At 53.2% G+C, this 21,423-nt stretch carries 17 protein-coding genes; 9 read left to right on the top strand and 8 right to left on the bottom strand.

Annotated features, from left to right (window positions below; genetic code table 11):
• Nucleotides 1-36 precede the first annotated feature (36 nt).
• Nucleotides 37-1,332 carry an NAD(P)/FAD-dependent oxidoreductase gene (locus tag FUA23_RS11980; RefSeq protein WP_147930986.1) on the bottom strand — a complete coding sequence of 432 codons (1,296 nt, stop codon included), beginning with the start codon at nt 1,330-1,332 and terminating at the stop codon, nt 37-39.
• 76 nt (nt 1,333-1,408) lie between these two features.
• On the opposite strand from FUA23_RS11980, the gene FUA23_RS11985 reads away from it, so the two are divergent.
• Both FUA23_RS11985 and FUA23_RS11990 read left to right on the top strand, forming a co-directional pair.
• Nucleotides 1,409-2,488 (top strand): DUF3667 domain-containing protein, encoded by a 1,080-nt coding sequence (locus tag FUA23_RS11985; RefSeq protein WP_147930987.1) that lies wholly within the window; start codon nt 1,409-1,411, stop codon nt 2,486-2,488.
• Nucleotides 2,489-2,685: 197 nt separating this feature from the next.
• Entirely contained in the window at nt 2,686-4,101 is a 1,416-nt protein-coding gene (locus tag FUA23_RS11990; protein ID WP_147930988.1) for a Gfo/Idh/MocA family protein, read from the top strand.
• An 18-nt stretch (nt 4,102-4,119) separates the two neighbouring features.
• Here the strand turns inward: FUA23_RS11990 and FUA23_RS11995 are convergent, their stop codons facing one another.
• Together FUA23_RS11995 and FUA23_RS12000 are read right to left on the bottom strand one after the other, a co-directional pair.
• Nucleotides 4,120-5,379 carry an arginine deiminase family protein gene (locus tag FUA23_RS11995; RefSeq protein WP_147930989.1) on the bottom strand — a complete coding sequence of 420 codons (1,260 nt, stop codon included), beginning with the start codon at nt 5,377-5,379 and terminating at the stop codon, nt 4,120-4,122.
• Between the two features lie 316 nt (nt 5,380-5,695).
• Nucleotides 5,696-5,938: a hypothetical protein gene (locus FUA23_RS12000; protein ID WP_147930990.1), complete on the bottom strand. Its 243-nt coding sequence runs from the start codon at nt 5,936-5,938 to the stop codon at nt 5,696-5,698.
• A 557-nt stretch (nt 5,939-6,495) separates the two neighbouring features.
• Here FUA23_RS12000 and FUA23_RS12005 point away from each other — a divergent pair.
• Together FUA23_RS12005 and FUA23_RS12010 are read left to right on the top strand one after the other, a co-directional pair.
• Complete coding sequence (locus FUA23_RS12005; protein WP_147930991.1) at nt 6,496-8,484, top strand: S8 family peptidase; 1,989 nt, start codon at nt 6,496-6,498, stop codon at nt 8,482-8,484.
• A 183-nt stretch (nt 8,485-8,667) separates the two neighbouring features.
• Nucleotides 8,668-8,997, top strand: a complete 330-nt coding sequence (locus FUA23_RS12010) for a hypothetical protein (RefSeq protein WP_147930992.1) — start codon at nt 8,668-8,670, stop codon at nt 8,995-8,997.
• Nucleotides 8,998-9,146: 149 nt separating this feature from the next.
• On the opposite strand, the gene FUA23_RS12015 is transcribed toward FUA23_RS12010, so the two are convergent.
• Entirely contained in the window at nt 9,147-9,536 is a 390-nt protein-coding gene (locus FUA23_RS12015; RefSeq protein WP_147930993.1) for a hypothetical protein, read from the bottom strand.
• A 168-nt stretch (nt 9,537-9,704) separates the two neighbouring features.
• Between FUA23_RS12015 and FUA23_RS12020 the strand changes: the two genes are divergently transcribed.
• Nucleotides 9,705-10,730, top strand: coding sequence for a hypothetical protein (locus tag FUA23_RS12020; RefSeq protein WP_147930994.1), 1,026 nt, complete (start codon nt 9,705-9,707; stop codon nt 10,728-10,730).
• A gap of 60 nt (nt 10,731-10,790) precedes the next feature.
• Nucleotides 10,791-13,166 (top strand): hypothetical protein, encoded by a 2,376-nt coding sequence (locus tag FUA23_RS12025; protein ID WP_147930995.1) that lies wholly within the window; start codon nt 10,791-10,793, stop codon nt 13,164-13,166.
• An 86-nt stretch (nt 13,167-13,252) separates the two neighbouring features.
• On the opposite strand, the gene FUA23_RS12030 is transcribed toward FUA23_RS12025, so the two are convergent.
• The gene (locus FUA23_RS12030) at nt 13,253-14,803 is read right to left on the bottom strand and encodes a hypothetical protein (RefSeq protein WP_147930996.1); all 1,551 of its coding nucleotides are present in this window, start codon (nt 14,801-14,803) and stop codon (nt 13,253-13,255) included.
• Nucleotides 14,804-15,014: 211 nt separating this feature from the next.
• Between FUA23_RS12030 and FUA23_RS12035 the strand changes: the two genes are divergently transcribed.
• Entirely contained in the window at nt 15,015-16,169 is a 1,155-nt protein-coding gene (locus FUA23_RS12035) for a 2-isopropylmalate synthase (RefSeq protein WP_147930997.1), read from the top strand.
• A gap of 36 nt (nt 16,170-16,205) precedes the next feature.
• On the opposite strand, the gene FUA23_RS12040 is transcribed toward FUA23_RS12035, so the two are convergent.
• The 3 genes from FUA23_RS12040 to FUA23_RS12050 all read right to left on the bottom strand — a co-directional run bounded on the left by FUA23_RS12040 (nt 16,206) and on the right by FUA23_RS12050 (nt 18,980).
• Entirely contained in the window at nt 16,206-17,078 is an 873-nt protein-coding gene (locus FUA23_RS12040) for an MORN repeat-containing protein (protein WP_147930998.1), read from the bottom strand.
• 23 nt (nt 17,079-17,101) lie between these two features.
• The gene (locus tag FUA23_RS12045) at nt 17,102-17,992 is read right to left on the bottom strand and encodes a DUF2490 domain-containing protein (protein WP_147930999.1); all 891 of its coding nucleotides are present in this window, start codon (nt 17,990-17,992) and stop codon (nt 17,102-17,104) included.
• A gap of 133 nt (nt 17,993-18,125) precedes the next feature.
• Entirely contained in the window at nt 18,126-18,980 is an 855-nt protein-coding gene (locus FUA23_RS12050) for a S1/P1 nuclease (RefSeq protein WP_147931000.1), read from the bottom strand.
• Between the two features lie 313 nt (nt 18,981-19,293).
• Between FUA23_RS12050 and leuC the strand changes: the two genes are divergently transcribed.
• Together leuC and leuD are read left to right on the top strand one after the other, a co-directional pair.
• Nucleotides 19,294-20,685, top strand: a complete 1,392-nt coding sequence (gene leuC, locus FUA23_RS12055) for a 3-isopropylmalate dehydratase large subunit (protein WP_147931001.1) — start codon at nt 19,294-19,296, stop codon at nt 20,683-20,685.
• Between the two features lie 123 nt (nt 20,686-20,808).
• Nucleotides 20,809-21,411: a 3-isopropylmalate dehydratase small subunit gene (gene leuD / locus FUA23_RS12060; RefSeq protein ID WP_147931002.1), complete on the top strand. Its 603-nt coding sequence runs from the start codon at nt 20,809-20,811 to the stop codon at nt 21,409-21,411.
• The last annotated feature ends 12 nt before the right edge of the window (nt 21,412-21,423 follow it).

Below are 21,423 nucleotides of genomic sequence, written 5' to 3' on the forward strand. Positions count from 1 at the left end.
CAGTATATTTAAAAACATATACACTCCGCGATACTATTATTTAATTTTAGGCTTAATAATAAGGCGCAAACTCTGATTGTAATTAATGTAATTAACCACCCAGTTTATAAACACAAAAAGCTTATTCCGGGTACCTAGAATTGCGAACAAGTGAACCACTAACCAAAGAAACCAGGCGAAGAATCCTCCGAATTGAAACTTCGGTTTTGGTACATCCACAACAGCCCGGCCACGACCAACAGTAGCCATGCTTCCTTTATCGTTGTACTCAAAGGGCACCAACTCTTTTTTGCGAATCAGGTTACGAAAATTTCGCGCCAGATTTTCTCCGTTTTGAATAGCAACCTGGGCAACCTGAGGGTGCCCTCTTTCCCAACCGGGCTCTTCCATGTAAGCTACATCCCCGATAGCATAAATATGCTCAGTGTCCTTTACCCGATGAAAGCGATCTACAGCCAGCCGATTGCCATAAGTGACAGAAGTAGGAGGTAAGCCGGGAACAGGACAACCAGCAATCCCTGCGGCCCAAATTACCTTTTGTGATGGTATTGAACTACCGTCCTTTAGCTTGACCTCGCGGCCGTCGAAATCAGTTACACGACTGTTGAGCAGCACCGTGACTCCAAGATCTTCGAGGTACTTCAGAGCCTTCGCGCTACTGTCGGCACTGAAGCCCTTCAGCACGCAATCGCCCGACTGAACCAGGTAAATATCTACTTCGTCTTCAATATTCAACTCCGGGTAGTCTTTGGGCAGAACGTGCTTCTTCATCTCGGCCAGAGAGCCCGCCAGTTCTACTCCGGTTGGTCCTCCTCCTACAATGACAATATCCACAAGTTCCTGGCGGGGATCGTAGTCAGGCGTTGTGAGCGCATCCTCGTAATCATCAAGGATATGATTGCGCAGATAAAGAGCTTCAGAGACAGATTTCATCGGAATGGCGTGCTCCGCAATCCGTTCGTTGCCAAAATAGTTCGTATCCGCACCCGTAGCGATGATCAGATGATCATAGTTGCAAAAGCCCAATGGCGTCTGAATGGTTTTCGCCTCTGGCTCAACACTGGTTACCTCCGTAACCCGGATATAGATGTTCTTCTTGCCCTGAAACAACTTCCTGAAGGGAAAGACAATGCTACTGGGTTCCAGGCCTGCCATTGCCACCTGGTAAAACAGCGGTTGAAACTGATGGTAGTTGTTTTTGTCAATCAGAACGACCTGATAGTCATCGCGGCTGAGTTTCCTGGCCAATTGCAGGCCTCCAAAGCCTCCACCTACGATTACAATGCGCTCGTTGGGAGATTCGGGGATATTGATCTTGGTAGTTGCGTCCATTTCTATGAAAAAGGTTTAACGGGATTTAAAGTTCGGCATAAGGAATGATTTCGTTTGAACTAACTTCACCGGTACTATGGATTACCCTCCTTCCATTCCGTCGCCTTCCGTTAATTGTACCAACTGCGGCGCAGAAATGAGCCCCGAAGCCCGCTGGTGCCCGTCCTGTGGCCAGAAAGCCTATGAGGGGCCACCCGGGTTCTGGCAGTTACTGGCCGATTTTTTCGAAACCGCATTCAGCCTCGACAACCGTCTGTTCCGAACCCTCCTCACCCTGGTGGTGCCCGGCAAGCTTACCAATCGCTTCCTGGCGGGAAAGCAGAAGCCTTACTTTCATCCACTCCGCTTGTTTTTTGTCCTTGGTGTTCTTGCCGTAGCTACCTACAGCCTCTATACCGCGCAAGCAGTAGGCGACAGCCTCGAACAAAGCCTCGAACACCGTAAAGAGCAGGCATATTTCCACCGGTTTGAAGACAAATTAGAAGCAGGCATCGACAGCATCATAACCTCCTTCCCGGAGGACGCATCCGTCGTAATTGCTTCCGACAGCCTACTTAAACTCCTGACGGACAAGCAATCACCCAATCCTGATTCTTTCAGCATCGGATTTTTGGCACACGAAGGAGGACTGAATTTCAAACCAAGGCAAGTAAACCTCCTGTACGACGACTTTCAGCTGATGACTCCCGAAGGGCTGGCCGAAAAATACACCATCAAGGGCGTCTTTCACCAGTACCAGTTAAAGCAGATCGTCAGAATCACCCGGTTGGATCTATCGGGGCTGACGGCAATGATGGGGCAAATAATCTGGGGATTATTACTGCTCGTTCCTCTGGCAGGCGCTTTGCTTAAGCTTATTTACATCCGGCGAAAGCGCCATTACGTAGAGCACTTCATCTTCACGCTCCACATCCATGCCTTCATATTCTTAACCCAGTTTCTGGCAGCCATGGGCCTGCTCTTATTTGATTCAACCTTATTGCTCGTCCTGAGTGGAATAGGAAACGTTGTTTACTTTTTGTTGTCACTCAAGCGCGTTTACCGTCAGAGCTGGGGCAAGACGATAATCAAAGCAGGAATCTTGTCCTGGGGTTACCTCTTCCTGCTCACGTTCACGGTTTCGTTTACGGCAATAATTGCCGTTCTGGTGTTCTGATCCGCCAACGTTTGCCGTAAGAAAACCGCTCAAAGTACCCAGGCTCGGCAGCGAGAGCGTTCAGGATGTGAAGAAACGTGTGATGCTATGATGAATTTTGCTGGTCGTACAAGGCTCTTTCCGAGAAACATTCTTTGCACCTGCGTGCGCGCCGGAACACTTTTGCTATATTGACCCACTCCAAAAGTCACTTTGTCATGCAAAAAAAATCTTCTACCCGCCGCAAATTCCTGAAAACAGCCTCGACGGCTGCCGCAGGATTCATGATCGTTCCCCGCCACGTACTCGGTGGCCCAGGCTACACCGCCCCCAGCGACACCGTCAACGTTGCCGCTATCGGTGCCGGCGGAAAAGGCAAGGGCGGCATCCGGGATATTGCCAGCCAAAACATCGTTGCCCTCTGCGACGTAGACGACAAGATGGCTGCCGACTCCCGCGAAGCGCACCCCAAGGCCGCCTACTTTCGCGATTACCGCAAAATGCTGGAAAAACACGCGAAGGATATCGATGCCGTCATCATTTCCACGCCCGATCATACCCACGCAATTACCGGCCTGGCGTGCATGGCACTTGGTAAGCACGTTTACATCGAGAAACCACTCGCTCACTCTATCGAGGAAGTTCGCGCCCTCAGCGAAGCAGCTAAAGCCAACCCGCAGCTCATTACCCAAATGGGTAATCAGGGCGCAAGCGGTGAAGGAATACGCAAAACCCAGGAGATTTACGAAGCCGGCCTCCTCGGTGATGTCCACACCGTCCATGCTTTCACCAATCGTCCCGTCTGGCCACAGGGCGGCGGAGCTCCTTCGGGCTCCACTCCCGTTCCCGATCATTTCGACTGGAACCTCTGGCTCGGCCCTGCGGCCGACCGACCGCATCACGAAGCTTACCACCCTTTCGCCTGGCGCGGATATTGGGACTTCGGCACCGGAGCCCTCGGGGATATGGGCTGCCACATCATCGACACGCCGTTCTACATTCTGGAACTGGGCTACCCAACCTCAGCAGAAGCAAGCGTAGGCCAGGTTTTCAGCCGCAACTGGAGCCCGGATTATAACCCTGAGAGCTGCCCGCCTTCCAGCAAAATTCACGTCAGTTTCCCGGCGCGTGGAGAGAAACCTCCCGTAGAGCTGATCTGGACCGACGGAGGCATCCTGCCCCGCCGCCCCGAAGGGATGAAAGCCGACGAGAAACTTGGCGACGGCAACGGTAACGGCATCATCATGGAAGGCACCCGCGGCACCCTCGTTGCCGATGTGTACGGCGCAAATCCCCGCCTCGTCCCCACAAAAAACATGGACTATATCAACGTGCCCGAAACCCTGCCACGGGTTACTACCAGTCACGCGATGGACTGGATCAACGGCATCAAAAACAATTACCAGCCCAGCAGTCATTTCGGCAAAGCCGGCCCGCTGACGGAAACGGTACTGATGGGCAACCTGGCCGTTCGTGGGTACAGCTACCGCTTCCCGGACCCGACGGGTAAAGATGCTGAAGCCTACAAAGTACCCGGCAGAACCCGGCTGGAATGGGACGGTGCCAAGATGGAAGTTACCAACGTACCGGAGATGAATTACTTCGTCAGGAACCAGAAGAATCGCTCGTTTTAACACCGGTTTCAACCGGTGCTACCCCCGCTCAATCGGGCAAGTCATACAGTGGCTTCCTCCCCTACCCCGGCTGAGCTCTCCGCTGGGCAGTGTGATTATAGTTTTCCGGACGGTGTCCGGGTTCAGGCCATCGTTGTCGATACTATTGATAAGATCTACGGCTCCAACAATTGTGTAGCCTGCCTTCTGGAGGGCCTGAGCCGTCACTGGGTTACGATCGTACGTGATTGCTACGCCGGGGCGCAGTGCGACCAGGTTACAGCCGTCCGTCCATTGTTCCCGCTCCTGAAAGGGGCTTTTCCCTCCGCCGGACGGGATGAAGCGTGCCGTAGGGTCAATTTCGGCGAGGATACATTCCTTGAGGCAGGAGTAAGAAGCGGAGGAACCATCAGCCCGCCACACTTCTACACCAGAAGGGCGCCCGCCCTCGCATATGATCGGGGCGAAGCAGACATAATCGTGTTTATCGATCTGGGTAAATATGGTATCAAGGTGCATGAAGCTCCGCTCGGCAGGCACACTTACCCGCACGACGTTTTTAACCACACCCCGTTCGAACAGTGCGTCGGCCAGAGCCCGGAGGGAATAACTACTCGACCGTTCTGACTCTCCGATGAGAAGAAAATCTTCGTTCAACAGCATCACGTCTCCCCCCTCGATGCTCATTTTTTCGGCGAGCGGACTGGGCGGGAACATGTCTACATCGTTCAGGTTAATAACCTTTTCCTGCTGCTGCAGTTCCTGAAACATGGGGTGCGCAAACACCACCAGGCGGATGATAAAATTTTCCCGGCTCCGCGCTGCTTTTGCCGCCTTGGTGATCAGCAGGTGATCGTTGATGGTAACGGCAATATCGCGGGTAAAGATGAAATTCGGGATGGGATCAAAAAGGCGGCGATCGTCCTGCTTGAAGTCTCCGGTAATTAGCACATCGGCCAGTTCAGCCGGGGATAGTTCGAGAAGTTTATCGACGTAGCTACCGGGCAGTTCTTCCCAACTGACGATCATCTCGAGGCTTTCCCGTGTAGCTTCTTCGCTGGCGGCAATAGTCTCGGCGAGCAATTGAGCCACTTCAATTACACCCTCTTTACCGACAAAGCGCCTCAGCAACTCGGTGAATATGTCGTGCTCCCGCTGCATCTGCGGCAGGTACACGATGTCATCGAAGAGCATCTCTTCGGCACGTTGCGGAGTAATGGAGGCGGTACCGGCATCCGGCCGGTGAATAAGTACCCGGCGGAGCGGGGCTATCTCTGAGTTTACCTGAATGTTGGGCATAGTTTTCTTTGGTTTCCTGGTCAGTTCGTTTGGTGCGAAGAAGCTGGTTAGGCTCCGGCTAAATATAAACCAAACGGCGGGATATTTATTTGGCGCTTACGCAGGTGCAAGGTGCGGAATTTTGAGCGGAGTTGAAGCCCCGTAAACCATTATAAAAACCAAACAGCGCTCAGAGCCCGGCGGTCTCAGCACTGTCCGCTACATCTCCGAATACGCTTTTAACGATAGCAGACCCTTCCGGAAAGATCCGGAAGAGCCTGCTTGCAGCGCATTAAATCCGAAATGATTTGCTGTCACTTCGTTTATGGAAGCGGATTTAATTACGGTCCATGCAATCCTCGTAATCGTTTGCGGCCTCCCCGATTTCATAATTTAACTGAGCGACTGTTTCCCGGTAACATTTCCCGATCAGAAAGACAAGTTTATCGCCGTCGTCAAAACTTGCAGAAGCGGTGATGTACACATTCGCCATATCAACCTGGAAACGATGAAGGCAATCAACAGCCTGGAGGGAAAGAGTGCCAAACAAGAGCCCCCCGCACATGATTATTTTTTTCATAATAATTTTATTTTTTGATTAAAAGAAATGAGTTAGTCGTGAATGCTATCACCACTAATGGGCGCAAACCGTATTGTCGCGATTGTTCCTCCCCAGCGCAGCGATGTAGGGAGGCTGGGAGGGATCTACTGCTAAACAAATGAGATGATCGGGCGCTTGAAGCCCCGACTACGTCAGGACGCTTCAAGACCCTAATGGGCTATTTGTCTGGCAGTGTACTGGGAGGGGGTTGAGCGACAATCCGGTTTGCGCCCCCGCTAACTCATGGGGTACTAATATTTCCTATGGTTTCCGATTGTTTCATCCATTTCCACGGCAGGAAGAATGAAAGGATTCATCGGACATTCCGCAAGCACTTCTTACCCGGAGACCCTGCTCGAACAATTAAAAACACACCACAAACAGCTGATTACCAGCCAAAAAAGGACTCCACCACCTTACCTTTACCCGTCTTGATTAAGATCAAAACCGCTTATTGGGATGAAGCAGTTCTATTCCGTCACATCTATTCACACAATTACCTACCTTACATCCTGTAAGTAAAAGCACACAGCACTATGTCCAAAATCAATATTCCTTCCGAGAACGGTGACCTCATGCTAACCAAATCGACCAGGCTGGTCGGGCTGAAGAAACGTATCGAGGGTAAAGATATGGACGAAGTGGACGCCAACGTTATCCCCGATCTTGGTGGCTTCGAAGTCGTGACCCTCAATCCCGGTCAGAGTATCGACGACGCACTCGATCACGCCCGCAATCATCAGGACGTTGAAGTGGGCACCCATGTGTACTTCGCCGAAGGAGACAACCGCCCCGTAGTTGCTACCGGCATCATTTACTGCGAAATGGCCGACGGCGTCGGGAAAGAGGAGCGCCAGGTCATTTTTGACGCCTTCGCCCTGGACATCCTGGAAGACCGCGAAGACGGTACGGTGGTCTGTAAAGTGACCCCCAAAAGTCCTAACCCGCTTAAAGTGGCTGCTGCGCTGGACAAACTCAGCATGATCAGCAAAGCTTACCCAGACCTCGACGTACCCCTCGATCAATACTTTTTGGAGCCACGTGATGGCCTGCTCCCCCACGAGTGGCATCTCGAAAATCAGGGCTTTGTTTCCGACGTACCGAGCTTCCGCCTCAAAGTCGGAGCAGATGCCAAAGTCAAGGCCGCCTGGCGGCGGCTTGGCAACCTCGGTTCGTCCAGCATTATCGTTGCTGTGATCGACAATGGCTTCGACCTCAACCATCCTGATCTGAGGGGTAAGGCGGTCGCTCCCCTGAGCATCAGTTCCAACAGTTCAACCCTACCTACCGGTTCGGCTTACGGTGATCACGCAACGCCCTGTTCCAGCGTTGCCGTTGCCGCAGCCAACGGTACAGGAATTGTTGGGGCAGCACCCAACTCCCGGCTCATGCCCCTGCACGGCCTGACCTACTCTAAATACCTTACGGAAAGAATGTTCAATCATTGCGTTCGTAACCGGGCAGACATCATCAGTTGCAGCTGGGGTACCATCGACCCCCGCTACCGCCCGGGTACCGAGCACGAGCGCGCCATTCGTTTGGCGCTGACTTCGGGCCGGAACGGGAAAGGATGCGTGGTCGTGTTCGCCGCCGGTAACGAAGGCCGGGAATACATAAATTACTACGCCAGCATTCCGGGCGTCATAGCCGTAGGGGCGAGCACCAGTTCAGACACCCACGCCAGTTACTCCAACCGGGGCAACGGCATTAGTGTCGTTGCTCCATCGGATGGCGGATGGCCTATCCTGGCAGCCCGCGCTGCGTGGGACCAGGGAAATTCTGCTATGCCCGCAAACAAACGTTACTACGTCGATGGTATCGACAGGGGCCAGAACTACAAGCATTTTGGCGGAACGAGTTCGGCTACGCCGCTCGTGGCGGGCATCTGTGCGCTGGTTCTCAGCGCCAACCCCAACCTCACCAGCGTTGAAGTAAAGTCCATTCTCGAAAGAACTGCCGACAAGATCGGCAATACGTGGGATTACAACTCCAGCGGCTACTCTACCAAGTACGGCTACGGTCGGGTCAATGCAGACGCTGCCGTCGCCGAGGCGATACGGATGCGTGGTGGAACCACGACAACAACCACTACCACCACCCCCGTCACGACCACTCCGCCGGTCACGACACCTACCACCCCAACGACCACGACTGTCCCCAGAGACACAACAACGACGACGACAACTACGCCGTCAACCCCCACTGCACCTGCGCCCGCGCCTACCACACCGATGGTCACCGGCACGAACCTCTTTCAATTTTCCGTTACCGGGCAGGCCCGCAACGGCTATGGTCTTCAGGTAAGCGTCAATAACGAATTTGCCAACGTTCTCAAGCAAGTCGAAGAGCTCGAACGCAAATACAGCCTGCCGGTACTTGTCAACATCAGCACCGTAAACGGACGTACTGCCTTCAAACTCCTCATTGGTCCTTTCAGCACCCAGGCACAAGCCGATGTTGCCAAGCGCAAAATGGTGAGTCTTGGTGCAGCAGAACCGTGGCTGCGCCCCCTGAGCTCACTGTAGCGCCCCGCAGGCTGGTGGTCTGTAAAGACTTTTTTCGTGATGTACGTAACAACTCCTCTGCGGAAGGGATAAAGGGCTGAATCCACTTGCCCCGTTCACCTTTTGCCTTGCCCTCAAATCAAGGAGGGCCGAACGAAGTAAGGAGGTAAAACCACTACCCCTAAATCAATACATCACCCCATAATGAAGAATTTATTGCTCTTCGGCCTTCTGATCACCACCCTTTTTATCACGTCCTGCGGCAGCGACGACGACGGAGGTTCAGGCCCTGCATTTTGCACCGAACAAGCCTACAGCGATGCCGTGGCTATTGCTGTCAACGACTTCAGCGCCGCAGCTCAGGTTTACGCCAACGACCCGAGCTCTGAGAACTGCGAAGCATACAAAGTCGCAGCCCAGGCTTATCTCGACGAGCTCAGCCGGTTCGAGAACTGCGCGACCATCAGCAACCGCCAGGACTACCAGGACTCCATCCAGGAAGCACAGGAATCTATTGACATGATCGTGTGCTAGCGCAGCACTTCAGCAGGCGCGGCCGCAGGTGCAAGGGGAGTTCGTTTGTGAAACGGATAACCACAACACCAAAGCCGGATCGCCAAAAAGAAAAGCCCCGTCCTTGAGTAAAGGACGGGGCTTTTCTTTGTCTTCGGTACTGTTAAGCCTTAGAGCTTAACCACTTCGGCCTGAATCGGGTAGTCGGCCAGGATACGGTTGGTGAAGGCCATGTGCCCCCGTGGAACCGCCAGGTACAGCTTACCGTGCTTGTAGTTTGCAAGGCTGGCGAGGAGACGCCATTTGGTAACCAGCTCGCGTTCGTTGTCGGATTTCATCCCGAGTTCGAAGTAGGATTTACGACCGTTCACCTCACCAGTACAATCGGGGATGAAGTATTCTTCGGAATCCTTGCTACGACGAATCTTGGCGGGGGTTTCGTAGCCTTCGGCGTTCGCGTAGATGTTCTCGAAGCCTTTCTTCTTAACGATCTTATCGAGCAAAAGAGTAATCAGTTCTGCGTCTTTCTGTTGTGCTTCGGTGAGGATGCCATTTTCCATCTGGAGTGCTTGATTTTTCGATTAGTGTGGAGCGGAACATACCGCAAATAAGTAACAATCGGGGATGTAAGTTACGATTAAACCCAGCTTCCGCCAAGGATGGTTACCCCTTAAAAACGTTTTTACCATTCGTATGGTTGAAGAACGGAGAACTTACCTTAGCTGCTGATGAGATTTTTTTTGTTAACACTGGCATTTGTACTTACAACTTGTTCAGACCCCGCTCCGTCCACCATTTCTGCACCTGCGGCCGCGCCCCATGGCCCTGGCATTTACTACTGGAAAACTAGTTGGAGCCTGCCCCCTCTCGAACAAGATGCATTAGCGAAGGCTGGAACAAAGCAACTTTTTGTCCGCTTATTCGATATAGATTACGACTTCAACCGGGAAGAAGCCCGACCGAAAGGACTGCTGAAACTCCCCGACTCGCTCGGGGTTCAACATGACTTTACGCTCGTTCCGGTAGTCTACATCGTAGAGCGGGTTTTCCGGCAGAACATAGAGGTAGAAGAGCTTGCCCGACGCACCGCCCGAACCATCCGCGGCATCGCCGCGGGCCACCCAGGCCTCTCGTCGGCAAGCCGTTGGCAAATCGATTGCGACTGGACCGTTGTCTCGCGCGATCGCTACTTCGCTTTCCTTGAAGATCTGCAACAGCAAAACCCGGACCTGACCCTCAGCGTAACGGTTCGTCTGCACCAGTACCGTGAGCGGATAGAAAACGGCATTCCTCCTGTCCCCGAAGGATTGCTGATGTGCTACAACATGGAGCCGGTTTCAGACGCTGGATCTACTAACGCAATTTACCAGGAGAAGCTCCTGCGAGGGTACCTGAAAGCCCCTCCCTACCCTATCCCTCTGGACGCGGCACTGCCGGTTTTCAGTTGGGGTGCGGCCTTCCGGGACAGTCACTTCCTGGGCATTACAGACGAGCCGTTCAGCCTGCCCGGGCTCCAGCAGGAGATTGCTCCGTCCCGCTTCATAATCCTGAAGGACACCACCATCAACGGCACGTTCCTCCGGGCCGGCGACAACCTCAGGTACGATGGCCCCGGCGACCTGGCAAAACTCAGGGCTGCGGCACAACTGCTGAAACAAAAAACCGAAGTCAGGGACCTGTTGCTTTTCGACTGGCAAGAAGGCCTGACAAATAAGTACCCTCCGGGGGAAATCTGGAAAGAGTTTTACCGTTAGGACATGATGAATAGTACCTTTATAGGTAGTAATCCCACCCATAACACAAAGTCTTTTCCCGTGCGCCCATTCATTCTGATTTTCACACTATTACTGATGTTACAACCTGCTACAGGAGACGCCTGTGGCTATAACTTACTCGGCGAAGAATACCGTATTGCTTTGCTCAACCCCTTCATCATCGGTGAAGACTACGCCCCGCTTTTTTACTCTGCTGACCGGCTGAATACCACCCGGAACGCAAAAGCAGGCAAAGACCGCCAACGAAACGTTGCCGCATGGGCCAGGGAACTCGGCCCGGGTGTCAGCCCGGAAGACGTAATGTCTATCCTCTACGGCACAACGCTGGAAGACTGGATAAATGCGAAAACGGGCAACGCTCCGGCGGGATGGGTTAGCAACGGCGCCTGGCGCGCCATCAGCCAGAGACCGGACCTGCTGGAATATGCACTTTACGCCAAAGGATACGAACAGGAAAATGTAGTTACCTACTGGTGGGACGACGAGGAAGATAACTCCGGTTTGCCCGGAACGGAGGTCTACCGCGCCAACTACCACAGCCGGGCACTGGCCGGCTACAACAAGGCAGCCAAAGGTTCTTTCCTGAAGGAGCGTTATGCTTATCAGCTCCTTCTCCTTGCTTATTACGACGGCGACGAAGAAGCCATGGAAACCTACTTTATGCGCCACTTTAAAGGCAAGTCCGGGGCTTTGGCAGACTGGGCACGCTTTCACTTTGCGGGTCAGTGGAACGAGGAAGGCCGCTACACCATCGAAATGGCTAATGCGCTGCGTGCTGTGCCGGAAAAAGCCATCGCCGTTTACTTCCGCACTCCGGATGAAATAAACCCGAACGATTACGCTGTCGCCGTTCGCAATAATCCCGAGCGGTCTAATCTCTACGCACTCGCCGCCGTGAAACAAAAAGGACGAGCGCTTGCTTACCTCCGTAAAGCTTATGAGTTTGACCCGGCAAACCCTCTGGTGGAACTGCTGCTCGTGCGTGAAATCAACAAACTGGAGGACTGGTTGATGACCAACCCGCTTACCGGTGTAGGCCCGGCAGTGATCAACTTCCAAACACCAGCCTGGGACAGCGAAAGTTATGAGGACTACGGAAAAATTGTAGACCGCCTCCGAAGAGAGAATGTAGCTAAAGACCGCGCCTACCTGAAAGAACTTCGTGAGTTCCTAAGTAACTACCGTTCCGCGGACCCCAGTCTCGGTGCCATCTTCAGGGCACAGACCGCCTTGTTGGACGAAGACTACCGTACCGCGCTCAAAGAGACCTCCGCCCTGGCCGAAGGCCAGGAGGGTACGGGCCTGCAGGTTCGCATTGTCCGCTACCTCGCACTGTTGCAGGGTAGTAACGTCAACGACGCAAACGTGAAGGAAGAAGTAGCCAGGCACCTGCTGGCCCTCGACAAAGTTTTACCCAAGCAGGACCCTGACCACTATGAGTTCACGAGTGGAGCCAATTATAAACTCTTACCCGCACTCAATCGCATTGCCAGCCAGCGCTACGCTATGGCGGGCGACACCACGACAGCATATTTCCTGTACAACCGTTCGCTAAAACTGATCAGCGGAGACGTCTGGAGTAGCGACAACTACCGGCAGATAGATTTTCTGGACCGGGGCATCAGCCTGAATACGATAGACAAGGTCATCGCCGCCGTCAAACAACCGAAAGACAATTCCTCCTTCGGAAAACTGGTAAAATCTTCCAGCATTCCTGCGGTCAACGAACTCTACAATCTAGCCGGCACGTTGGCGATGCGCAAAAATAACCTGCCAGCCGCAGCAGCGTATTTTGCTAACATGACGCAGCCTTCCTACAGTCCTCGCGGCGGGGATGAATTGCCTTCGCCTCTGGTCGATATGCTTGGCGCGGGAGATGTCCGGTCGCTCACTTCAAAGGAAATGCTTGTGCGGCAGCTCATCGAGCTCGAAAGCCTGACAAAAGAAGGTGGTAACGAGGGCGCAGCAGCCTGCCTTGCCCTCGCACAAGCCTGGTACAACATGAGTGATTTCGGACCAGCCTGGTATATGCTGTCTTATGGCAAATCATCCATCCGGCCAACCGGTGTTGTTGCGTGGCCGGGAGGGTTCTCGCACGCCGCGGTCCCCCATAACCAGGCCGACTTCGACCTGTATTACCTCGCAAGTCGCTCAGAAGAGTACTTCGGCTGCGCCGAAGCAATGGCCACCAACGAGCAGTTGAAGGCAGAGATTGACCTTAGCCGTCGTATCCTCAGATACCGTGTAATTGAGGAAAATGCGCTGGCCCAAAGCTGGGGTTGGCTCGATGAAGACGGAGTTGCCGCTCTCGCGGTTGAGTACCGAAACATCATGTCTCCGTTCATTCGTAAGTACGGTGAATCAGATTACGCCACGCGGGTAGCGATGCAGTGCAGCAGCCTGATGGAACTGTAAAGCTGGCGGTTTGCCAGGTGTAAAGGAACCTGCCAGTCTCCTCGGCTTCGCCCGGGCTTCTTTATATCTGGCAAACCGGTATAAGCTTAATTTCTTTGAGCTTCGAACTTCTCCCGAATGACTTCCTGTACGGTTTTGTCTTCGATTTTGGCCTGTAACCAACTCGGAATATCCAGGAACGTAAACGGTCTGCTTTCGAAAGGCTTGGTGGTAATAGCGTCGAGTTTAGTCTTGAGCTTGATGAATTCATCTCTCAACTGGTCCTCACGGATGCGGGGAATACGGCGCAGGAAGCGGAAAATATACTGTTGGGTCTCTTGCAGATGTTCGACCTTTGACAGGAAACGGTACACTGATTTCACCTGATACTCAACCAATTGAACGTTCCCCATCTCGAAGTGACAGATCAAGCTGAGTATCCGGGCATAAGCCTGGATGTCTGAGCGGTAATTGGGGCTCCGCTGGTTAATGATCTCGTTGAGGTAATCGATTGCGGTATCGTTGTCTCCGCTACCGAAGTACAGGCAGGCGATCCGGTAGTGGAAAATCATAATCCTGTGGTCGTCCCAATTGTAAATATTTTTTTCGATCACTTCCATAATCTGAGGTACCAGACCGAGGCCTTCCTTGAAGGTGCCCTCCATGTAGTGTCTCCGGATCTGGTGATCGAACTGATAGAGATAGTACAGGCTACTGACGTTGACGTTGTTGGTCAGGTCAAACTTGTGCGGGAACAGATCAAGCATAGAGAGCTGCTCCATGAACTTGTCGTACTGCCACATATTAAATAATGTGGCGAGGTTGTTGTGAACGCCCTTAAGGTAAAGGGGCGCGTTGGCCTCTATCATCCGTTCGTTGTCGTCGAACAAACCTACCCAGCGTTGGGTGTAGCGGTAGGTCATCGGGTACTCATGGCACATCAGGTGCATCCATGCGTAACTCTGGCAATAGTAGACCTTTCCCCAAAAGTCAAGTTCCTCGTACTTCGAACGGGGCAGTTGCCCGCGAAAGAAAGACTGGACCATAAAGTAGTCTTGCTCATTGCTGACCAATCCCAGCTTCAGGTAGAGGCCGTATAAGCGCAGGGCGAGGTTGGACCACGCGTCGGTTTCGGATATCTTAACCGCAAGTTCGGCACACTCTTCACCGAGCTCTTCAGCCCGGTTTTCAATACTGCGGGTGATGTGCTGCCCTTCAATGTGTTTCTCGAACTGAGCGATTTCAAGCGCTACGGTGTGCACCTCGATGTCGCGGGCGCGTTTCTTCGTTTTATCAAGAATATCGAGGCTCTGGCGGTAGAGGCCTTTGTTGTACAGGATACGGGCGTAATCCAGGTTCTCCCGCAGCAAAATGGCTTCGTCTTTGTTACGGTTCAGCAGGCGCAGCGAGGTGAGCAACTGTTTGTAGAGGTGAGCCTTCAGATTAGAAAGCTGTGTTTTCTTGATGCCATTGATTCGCTTCAGCAAATAGGCTTCATCGTACTCACCGGTACGCTCAAGAATGTTGAACAGTTGGAGAAAAAGTATCTCGGCATCTGCTTGCTGGTTTCGCTTAACAAACAGTCGAAAATGTCGTTTCTCTGCCCGATTAAGTGAAGCAACCAGTTTTAACAGGTCGTCTGTCTTTTGCTTTGGCATTGTATTACATCTTTAGATAAACCCCTACTAAGCAGATGTTTACGAAACAACTACCTTTGCACGGTGTAGCGATTGTGGGGTATAATAGACAAGTCCGACTTTAAATTCTACGCCGCAAATTCTTAATTTTATCGTCCTGACCAAATTAAGGCGCTACTAATATTAGAGCCGTAAAGATAGAAACGCCCACCAAACCGGGGCATAACCGCATATGAAAACCAATCAAATTCAGATTTTCGACACCACTCTCCGCGATGGGGAACAGGTTCCTGGCTGTAAGCTGGACACAGCTCAAAAGCTCGTCATTGCCCGTCAGCTTGAGCTGTTGGGTGTCGATGTAATTGAGGCCGGGTTCCCGATCTCCAGCCCTGGAGACTTCCAGAGCGTCCGGGAAATCGGACGCATCGTGTCTGCTCCTGTCGTCTGCGCGCTCAGCCGCGCAGTAAAAAAGGACATCGAAGTGGCTGCCGATTCACTCAAGACCGCCAAACGGCCCCGCATCCATACGGGTATCGGGACTTCCGACAGTCACATCCAGTTCAAGCTGCGGACTACACCCGACGAGATCATCCGCCGGGCAGTAGACGCCGTCAAGTACGCTAAGAGCTTCGTCGAAGACGTCGAGTTCTACGCCGAAGATGCCGGGCGCACAAGCAACGAATTTCTCGCACGTGTCATCCAGGCTGTTGTAAACGCCGGAGCCACTGTACTTAACATTCCGGACACCACCGGGTACTGCCTGCCGAATGAGTACATGGAGAAAATCGCTTTCCTGCGCGACAACGTCAACGGAATCGACAAATGTACCCTCAGCACCCACTGCCACAATGATCTTGGCCTGGCTACCGCCAACTCCATCGCAGGAGCGATGGGTGGTGCCCGCCAGATCGAGTGTACCATCAACGGCATCGGAGAGCGGGCGGGCAATACCGCGCTCGAGGAAGTCGTGATGATCATGCGCCAGCATGAACACCTCGGTATGCACACCAACATCAACAGCAAATTGCTGCTCGAAACCAGCCACCTCGTCAGTGAAAGTATGGGGATGGTAGTTCAGCCCAATAAAGCCATAGTAGGAGACAATGCCTTTGCGCATAGCTCCGGCATCCACCAGGACGGGGTAATCAAACGCCGTGATACCTACGAGATAATCGACCCGGCAGAAGTAGGCGTTGATGAGTCACGTATCGTTCTTACCGCACGCAGTGGTCGTGCAGCACTGGCTTACCGTTTCAAGAACCTGGGACATAACGTCACTAAAGTTCAGCTTGACTCTCTCTACGAGGAATTCCTTATCGTCGCCGATGGCAAGAAGGAAGTAGAAGATGCAGACCTCGAAGATATGATTTCAACCTCTGCGGTTTAATCACGCTTCGTAAGCACAGGGGATACTCACGGAGGATCACTCCACCAGTTCATCCTTACGCCAGATCCCCTGTGCTACAATTTTACCCTTCGCGTTAGTAAATACGCCTTGGCCATGACGCAGGTCATCTTTCCAGCCGCCGGCGTACACTCCTCCTTCGGGGAAATAGTAACTCCCCTCACCAGAACGTTTATCATTTTCGTACTCTCCTTCATAACGGGCTCCATCTGACCAATGGAACGTACCCATGCCATGTTTTTGATTGTCTTTCCACTCCCCCTCGTACCGGCTGCCGGTACTGAGCAAGGCTACTCCTCTGCCATTGGCTTTGCCTTCAGAAATTTCACCAACGTAGTAGATTTCGTTGTTCTCTCTGCTACGAAAAGTAAGGTAGTTGGCCCCGGTTGTTTGGCGAAGGCGCGCCCTTAGATCCCGGACCTGTCCCTCGGCCTGGCGCAGCAGCAGGCCCAGCGAATCGTACGCAGAGGCATCTGGCTGGAGAGGGCTGACCGGAGTTGGTAAGACGGAAGGCAACAACTCTACTGCAGACGCAGCAACGGGCCGCAGCAGCCGCTGCTGAAAAGTATCCGGCTGCTGCTTCCTACGCAACAACCGCCCTGCGTGTGCCATTCGTTCCGGCAGATAGACCGCAAATAACGAGAAGCTGTCATCAGCCATCAATTTCTGGTAAGCTTCGCGGGCCGGGGCGTAGCGCCCGGCGTGAAACAGGCTGTCCGCTGTCGCCAGACTGGTGTAAGCGACCAATCTTTCGGCAAGCCTGATACTGTCCTGAGTGAGCTCCAGGCGCCTCGCCCGCTCCTGGCTGATCTCCTGATGGGTAAATACGATGTATCCCAACGCACCGAGCAGGGCCAGCAGGAGGGGAAGAGTGGCTTTTGATTTCAACATAAATGGTTCGGTATTTTTCAAGATTATTCTCGTAGATGGATTCCTGGCAATTTCCGTTTGGTGGCCCGCCAGTCCGGAGTATAATACACGTGTGTTCTAAGCGTAATGTTCTGTTTGTACAATCCTAGATCATCCGCAACCTGCCCGAACGAATACATCAGCCCCGCGGCAACGCGCACCTGCGTACTGGCGATATAGCCAAAAGAGCCGTGCAACCGCAGATCCTCGAGCGGATCGCCAACTACCGACTTACCGCTCTGCATGATCAGTTCTACTTCGGGGCCGAAGTAAAAAGCACCCACCTCGAGGTGTTTGCGGTTAATCGGTTGTTTCAGGGCAAACATGTAGCGCCACCGGTTGCGGAATTTCCACTCGGCGTTCGTTTCGTAGCCACGCGTCCAGCGGTGCTCCAGGCGCACACGGTGGTACACTTTACCACGCCACAAATGTTGCGCCCAGAGGTACTCGTGCCAGATTCGCCACTCCGGTACGGTGCGTTGTTCGTTCTGTTCGTCCTGGTCTCCGTTGAAGTTGATGCGCAGCACCCCGCCCAGACTTACACTAAAGTGATCGTCGACGAGGTAACTCAAGGCATGGCGATTGTAAATCTGCGCCCACTGGCCGGCAAAATCCAAAGAAGGAGACTCCGTCCGCCGCAAGTGGGTTTGTGCTACCCAGAAGAGACGATCAGACAGACGAACGTTGGCGTACGTGTTGAGCCACCAGCGGGTGACGGGAGGCTTGAATTCTGAAGCAGGAGCTGCGTCTTGCCCGGCCAGCGAAGAGGAGGCAAGGCAAAAAATGAAGCCCGGAATCAAAATGCGAAGCAGCAGGGATAGCGGCCCTTTTGGCGGCCAAACGCACAGTAGGGGGTGTCCTCCCGGGTTTTCGGGGACATAAAATTGACGGCGCATAAAGTGCTATGTTGGTTTAAAGGGGAAAACGGTGGAGGCCCGGTGCAACGGGCCTCCTAAAATAAAACTCCTGACAAAGATACGACTTCTGTCTATTCTTCGCTACCGCATTTAGTTCCGTGGAACCGGAAAACTAGCCAAACACTCTGTTTAGCAGCGCTGCTGCGCGGTAACCCGCTGCAGCCAGGCGTTCTTCGACGATTGGCAGAAAATCGTGCTGGTAACTCCACGAGAAATCAGGCAGGCCGGTCTCCCGGTCAGTGCGGTCATAGAGTGTGTTGTAAAGTTTTTCGCGCAGCTGAATCGACTCTCCGATCCATTCATCGAGCGGAGCATTCTCCCATTCCGCTTTGCGGGCGCGGGTGTGGATACCGGCAAAAGCAGCAAATTCAGTGTAGCTGAGCTTTTCGTGCTCGATTATGCCGGAATCCCAGATGGAGTGAAGGTTTTTCCGCTCCCCGAAGTACATAACTGATATTTTGTTGCCGCCCTGATCGCGGTTTTTACCAACGTGCATTGGCTGGTGCACATCGCCGATAAAGTGAATCAGGAAAGCCAGTGCCGTCGCATCCAGTGAGCCGGCCAGAGGCTCCACCCGATTCTCTTTCATCAGTTTTGTCATTTTCTCGCGGGCACCAGCCTCACCGTTAAGGATGCCTGTCATCAGTTCGATTCCTTCGCGAACGTCGTTGATTTCGGGGTTTGATCCGTTGTAATCGGTTACATCAGCAATGGTCCGGTCTGTATTTACCGTCATATAGTGCCATGGCTTTGCGAAATCCCATCCTTTTTCGGCTTTGATAAAATCCGGCCAGTTAGCAACCTGGGTCAGATAGTTGTCGCCAAGGGCTTTGTCCACGCGGACACGGGCAGCAGGATTGAGGTTATCGTAGCAGATTTGCGCTACGATGCGGTGGCCGTTTGCCCCCCAGGCGGCAAGGAATTGAGGCAGGCAAATGAGAGTAAAAACGATGAATCGGGAAAGCATTTTTTGTAAGATTGATTAGGCCGGCAAAGGTAGTTTCTCATTGTCGGTTCCCGTGGATTACCAATAGTCTTTCTGGGCGCGGACGCAGGTGCACAGCCGGTTTTCCCGAAGCATAAACCCCCTCATTGCCAATGAATAAAAGCCATGCAGGGCGTTTACCGAAGATCGCAGATTTGTCGTTTGCCCAACGATTACTGCTCATTTACCAAACACTGCACCCGCGTCCGCGCCGTAAAACACTTTAAATACGTTAGTGATAACGCCGTCCGGTTTTCTACCTTTGTCGGAACAAGATTTAAGCCCCAATTATATCATGCCAAAAACGTTATTCGACAAAGTCTGGGACGCTCACGTAGTCACCGAAATTCCCGGTGGCAATCAGGTGCTCTATATCGATCGCCACCTGATCCACGAAGTTACAAGCCCGCAGGCCTTTAACGGCCTGCGCCGGCGCAAGCTTCCCCTGCTGCGCAAAGACCGCATTGTTGCTACTGCAGACCACAATGTGCCCACCATTAATCAGCACAAACCGATCACCGAGCCTCTCAGCGCCAAGCAAGTGCGAATGCTCACCGAGAACTGTGCGGAATTCGGGGTTTCATTGTACGGCCTTGGTCATCCTTACCAGGGCATTGTTCACGTGATTGGCCCCGAGCTTGGCATCACCCGCCCCGGCATTACGATGGTGTGCGGAGACAGCCACACCAGTACCCACGGTGCCTTCGGCGCGATTGCCTTCGGCATCGGCACCAGCCAGGTAGAGCAAGTGATGGCTACCCAATGCCTGCTGCTGACCAAACCCCAGAAGATGCGGATCAACGTTGATGGCGACCTCGCTCCCGGCGTTACGGCCAAAGACATTATTCTTTACATCATCAGTCAGATCGGCACCGGAGGCGGAACCGGCTATTTCGTGGAATACGCTGGCTCAGCGATCCGTGCACTCAGTATGGAGGGCCGTATGACGATCTGCAACATGAGCATCGAGATGGGGGCCCGTGGTGGCCTCATCGCTCCCGACCAAACCACTTTCGATTACCTGAAAGGCCGGGAATTCAGCCCTAAAGGCAAAGATTGGGACGAAGCCGTCGCTTACTGGAGTTCCCTTCCGACCGAAGAGGGCGCTCAGTTCGACGTCGAACTCAACTACAAAGCCGAAGACATCAGCCCGATGGTGACCTACGGCACCAACCCGGGTATGGGCATGGGTGTGAAGGAAGCGATTCCCGTGAGTTCTGAGGTTCATAACAAAGCGAGCATCGATAAGGCCATGAAATACATGGGGCTGGAAGCCGGCAAACAGCTCGAAAACCACCCCATCGACTACGTATTCATCGGTTCGTGCACCAATTCGCGGATCGAGGATCTGAGGGCTGTAGTCGGCCTCGTCGGAAACAGCAAGGTTGCCGAAGGAGTAACAGCCATCGTTGTACCGGGATCACAGCAGGTATCGAAGCAGGCCATCTCCGAGGGCCTCGACCAGAAGCTCATCGCTGCCGGGTTCGAGTTCAGGGAAGCAGGCTGCTCGGCCTGCCTCGGGATGAATGAAGATAAAGTCCCCGCCGGGAAATACTGCGTATCGACCTCCAACAGAAACTTTGAAGGCCGACAAGGACCTGGCGCACGGACGATCCTTGCTTCCCCCCTCACCGCTGCGGCCGCCGCTATCACCGGGCGGGTAACGGATGTGCGTGAATTGATCTGATCGTTGTTGCAGCCGCAACGCGGCTGCTGAATACTAAACCCAATTGCTACCTACCTATAAACGTCCGGCTGCTTTCCTCCCGGAAAAACGCACCGATGTTAAATCAAACTTGCTAAATATCCAATGAAACCATTCACCAAATTAACTTCCTCTGCTGTCCCGTTGCCCATTGAGGACGTAGATACGGATCAGATCATCCCCGCCCGCTTTTTGAAAGCAGTGACCCGCGACGGCTTTGGTGAGAACCTCTTCCGCGACTGGCGCTTCGACAAGTTGAACCAGCCAAAGGAAGACTTCGTGCTCAACAACCCAACGTACTCCGGTCAGATTTTGGTTGCCGGAGCCAACTTCGGTTGTGGTTCCAGCCGGGAACACGCAGCCTGGGCGATCGGCGACTACGGCTTCCGGGTAGTGGTCTCCAGCTATTTTGCCGACATTTTCCGGGGCAATGCACTTAACAATGGTATCCTTCCCCTGGTCGTGTCGCCTTCCCTCCTCGACGAAATACTGCAGACGATTGAAGTCAACCCCGCGGCGGCTTTTACTATCGACCTGGAAGCTCAGACGTTCAAGAACGAGACTACTGGTACTGTTTCTACTTTCGACATCGACAGCTACAAGAAAACCTGCCTGATCAACGGTTACGACGATATCGATTACCTGCTGAGTCAGAGTGACCTGATCGATAAATTTGAGCGGGAACGGATCGACTTCTCTCTGAAGTAAGCTTTACGACCG

Source organism: Neolewinella aurantiaca (assembly GCF_008014675.1).
GTDB classification, from domain to species: Bacteria; Bacteroidota; Bacteroidia; order Chitinophagales; family Saprospiraceae; genus Neolewinella; species Neolewinella aurantiaca.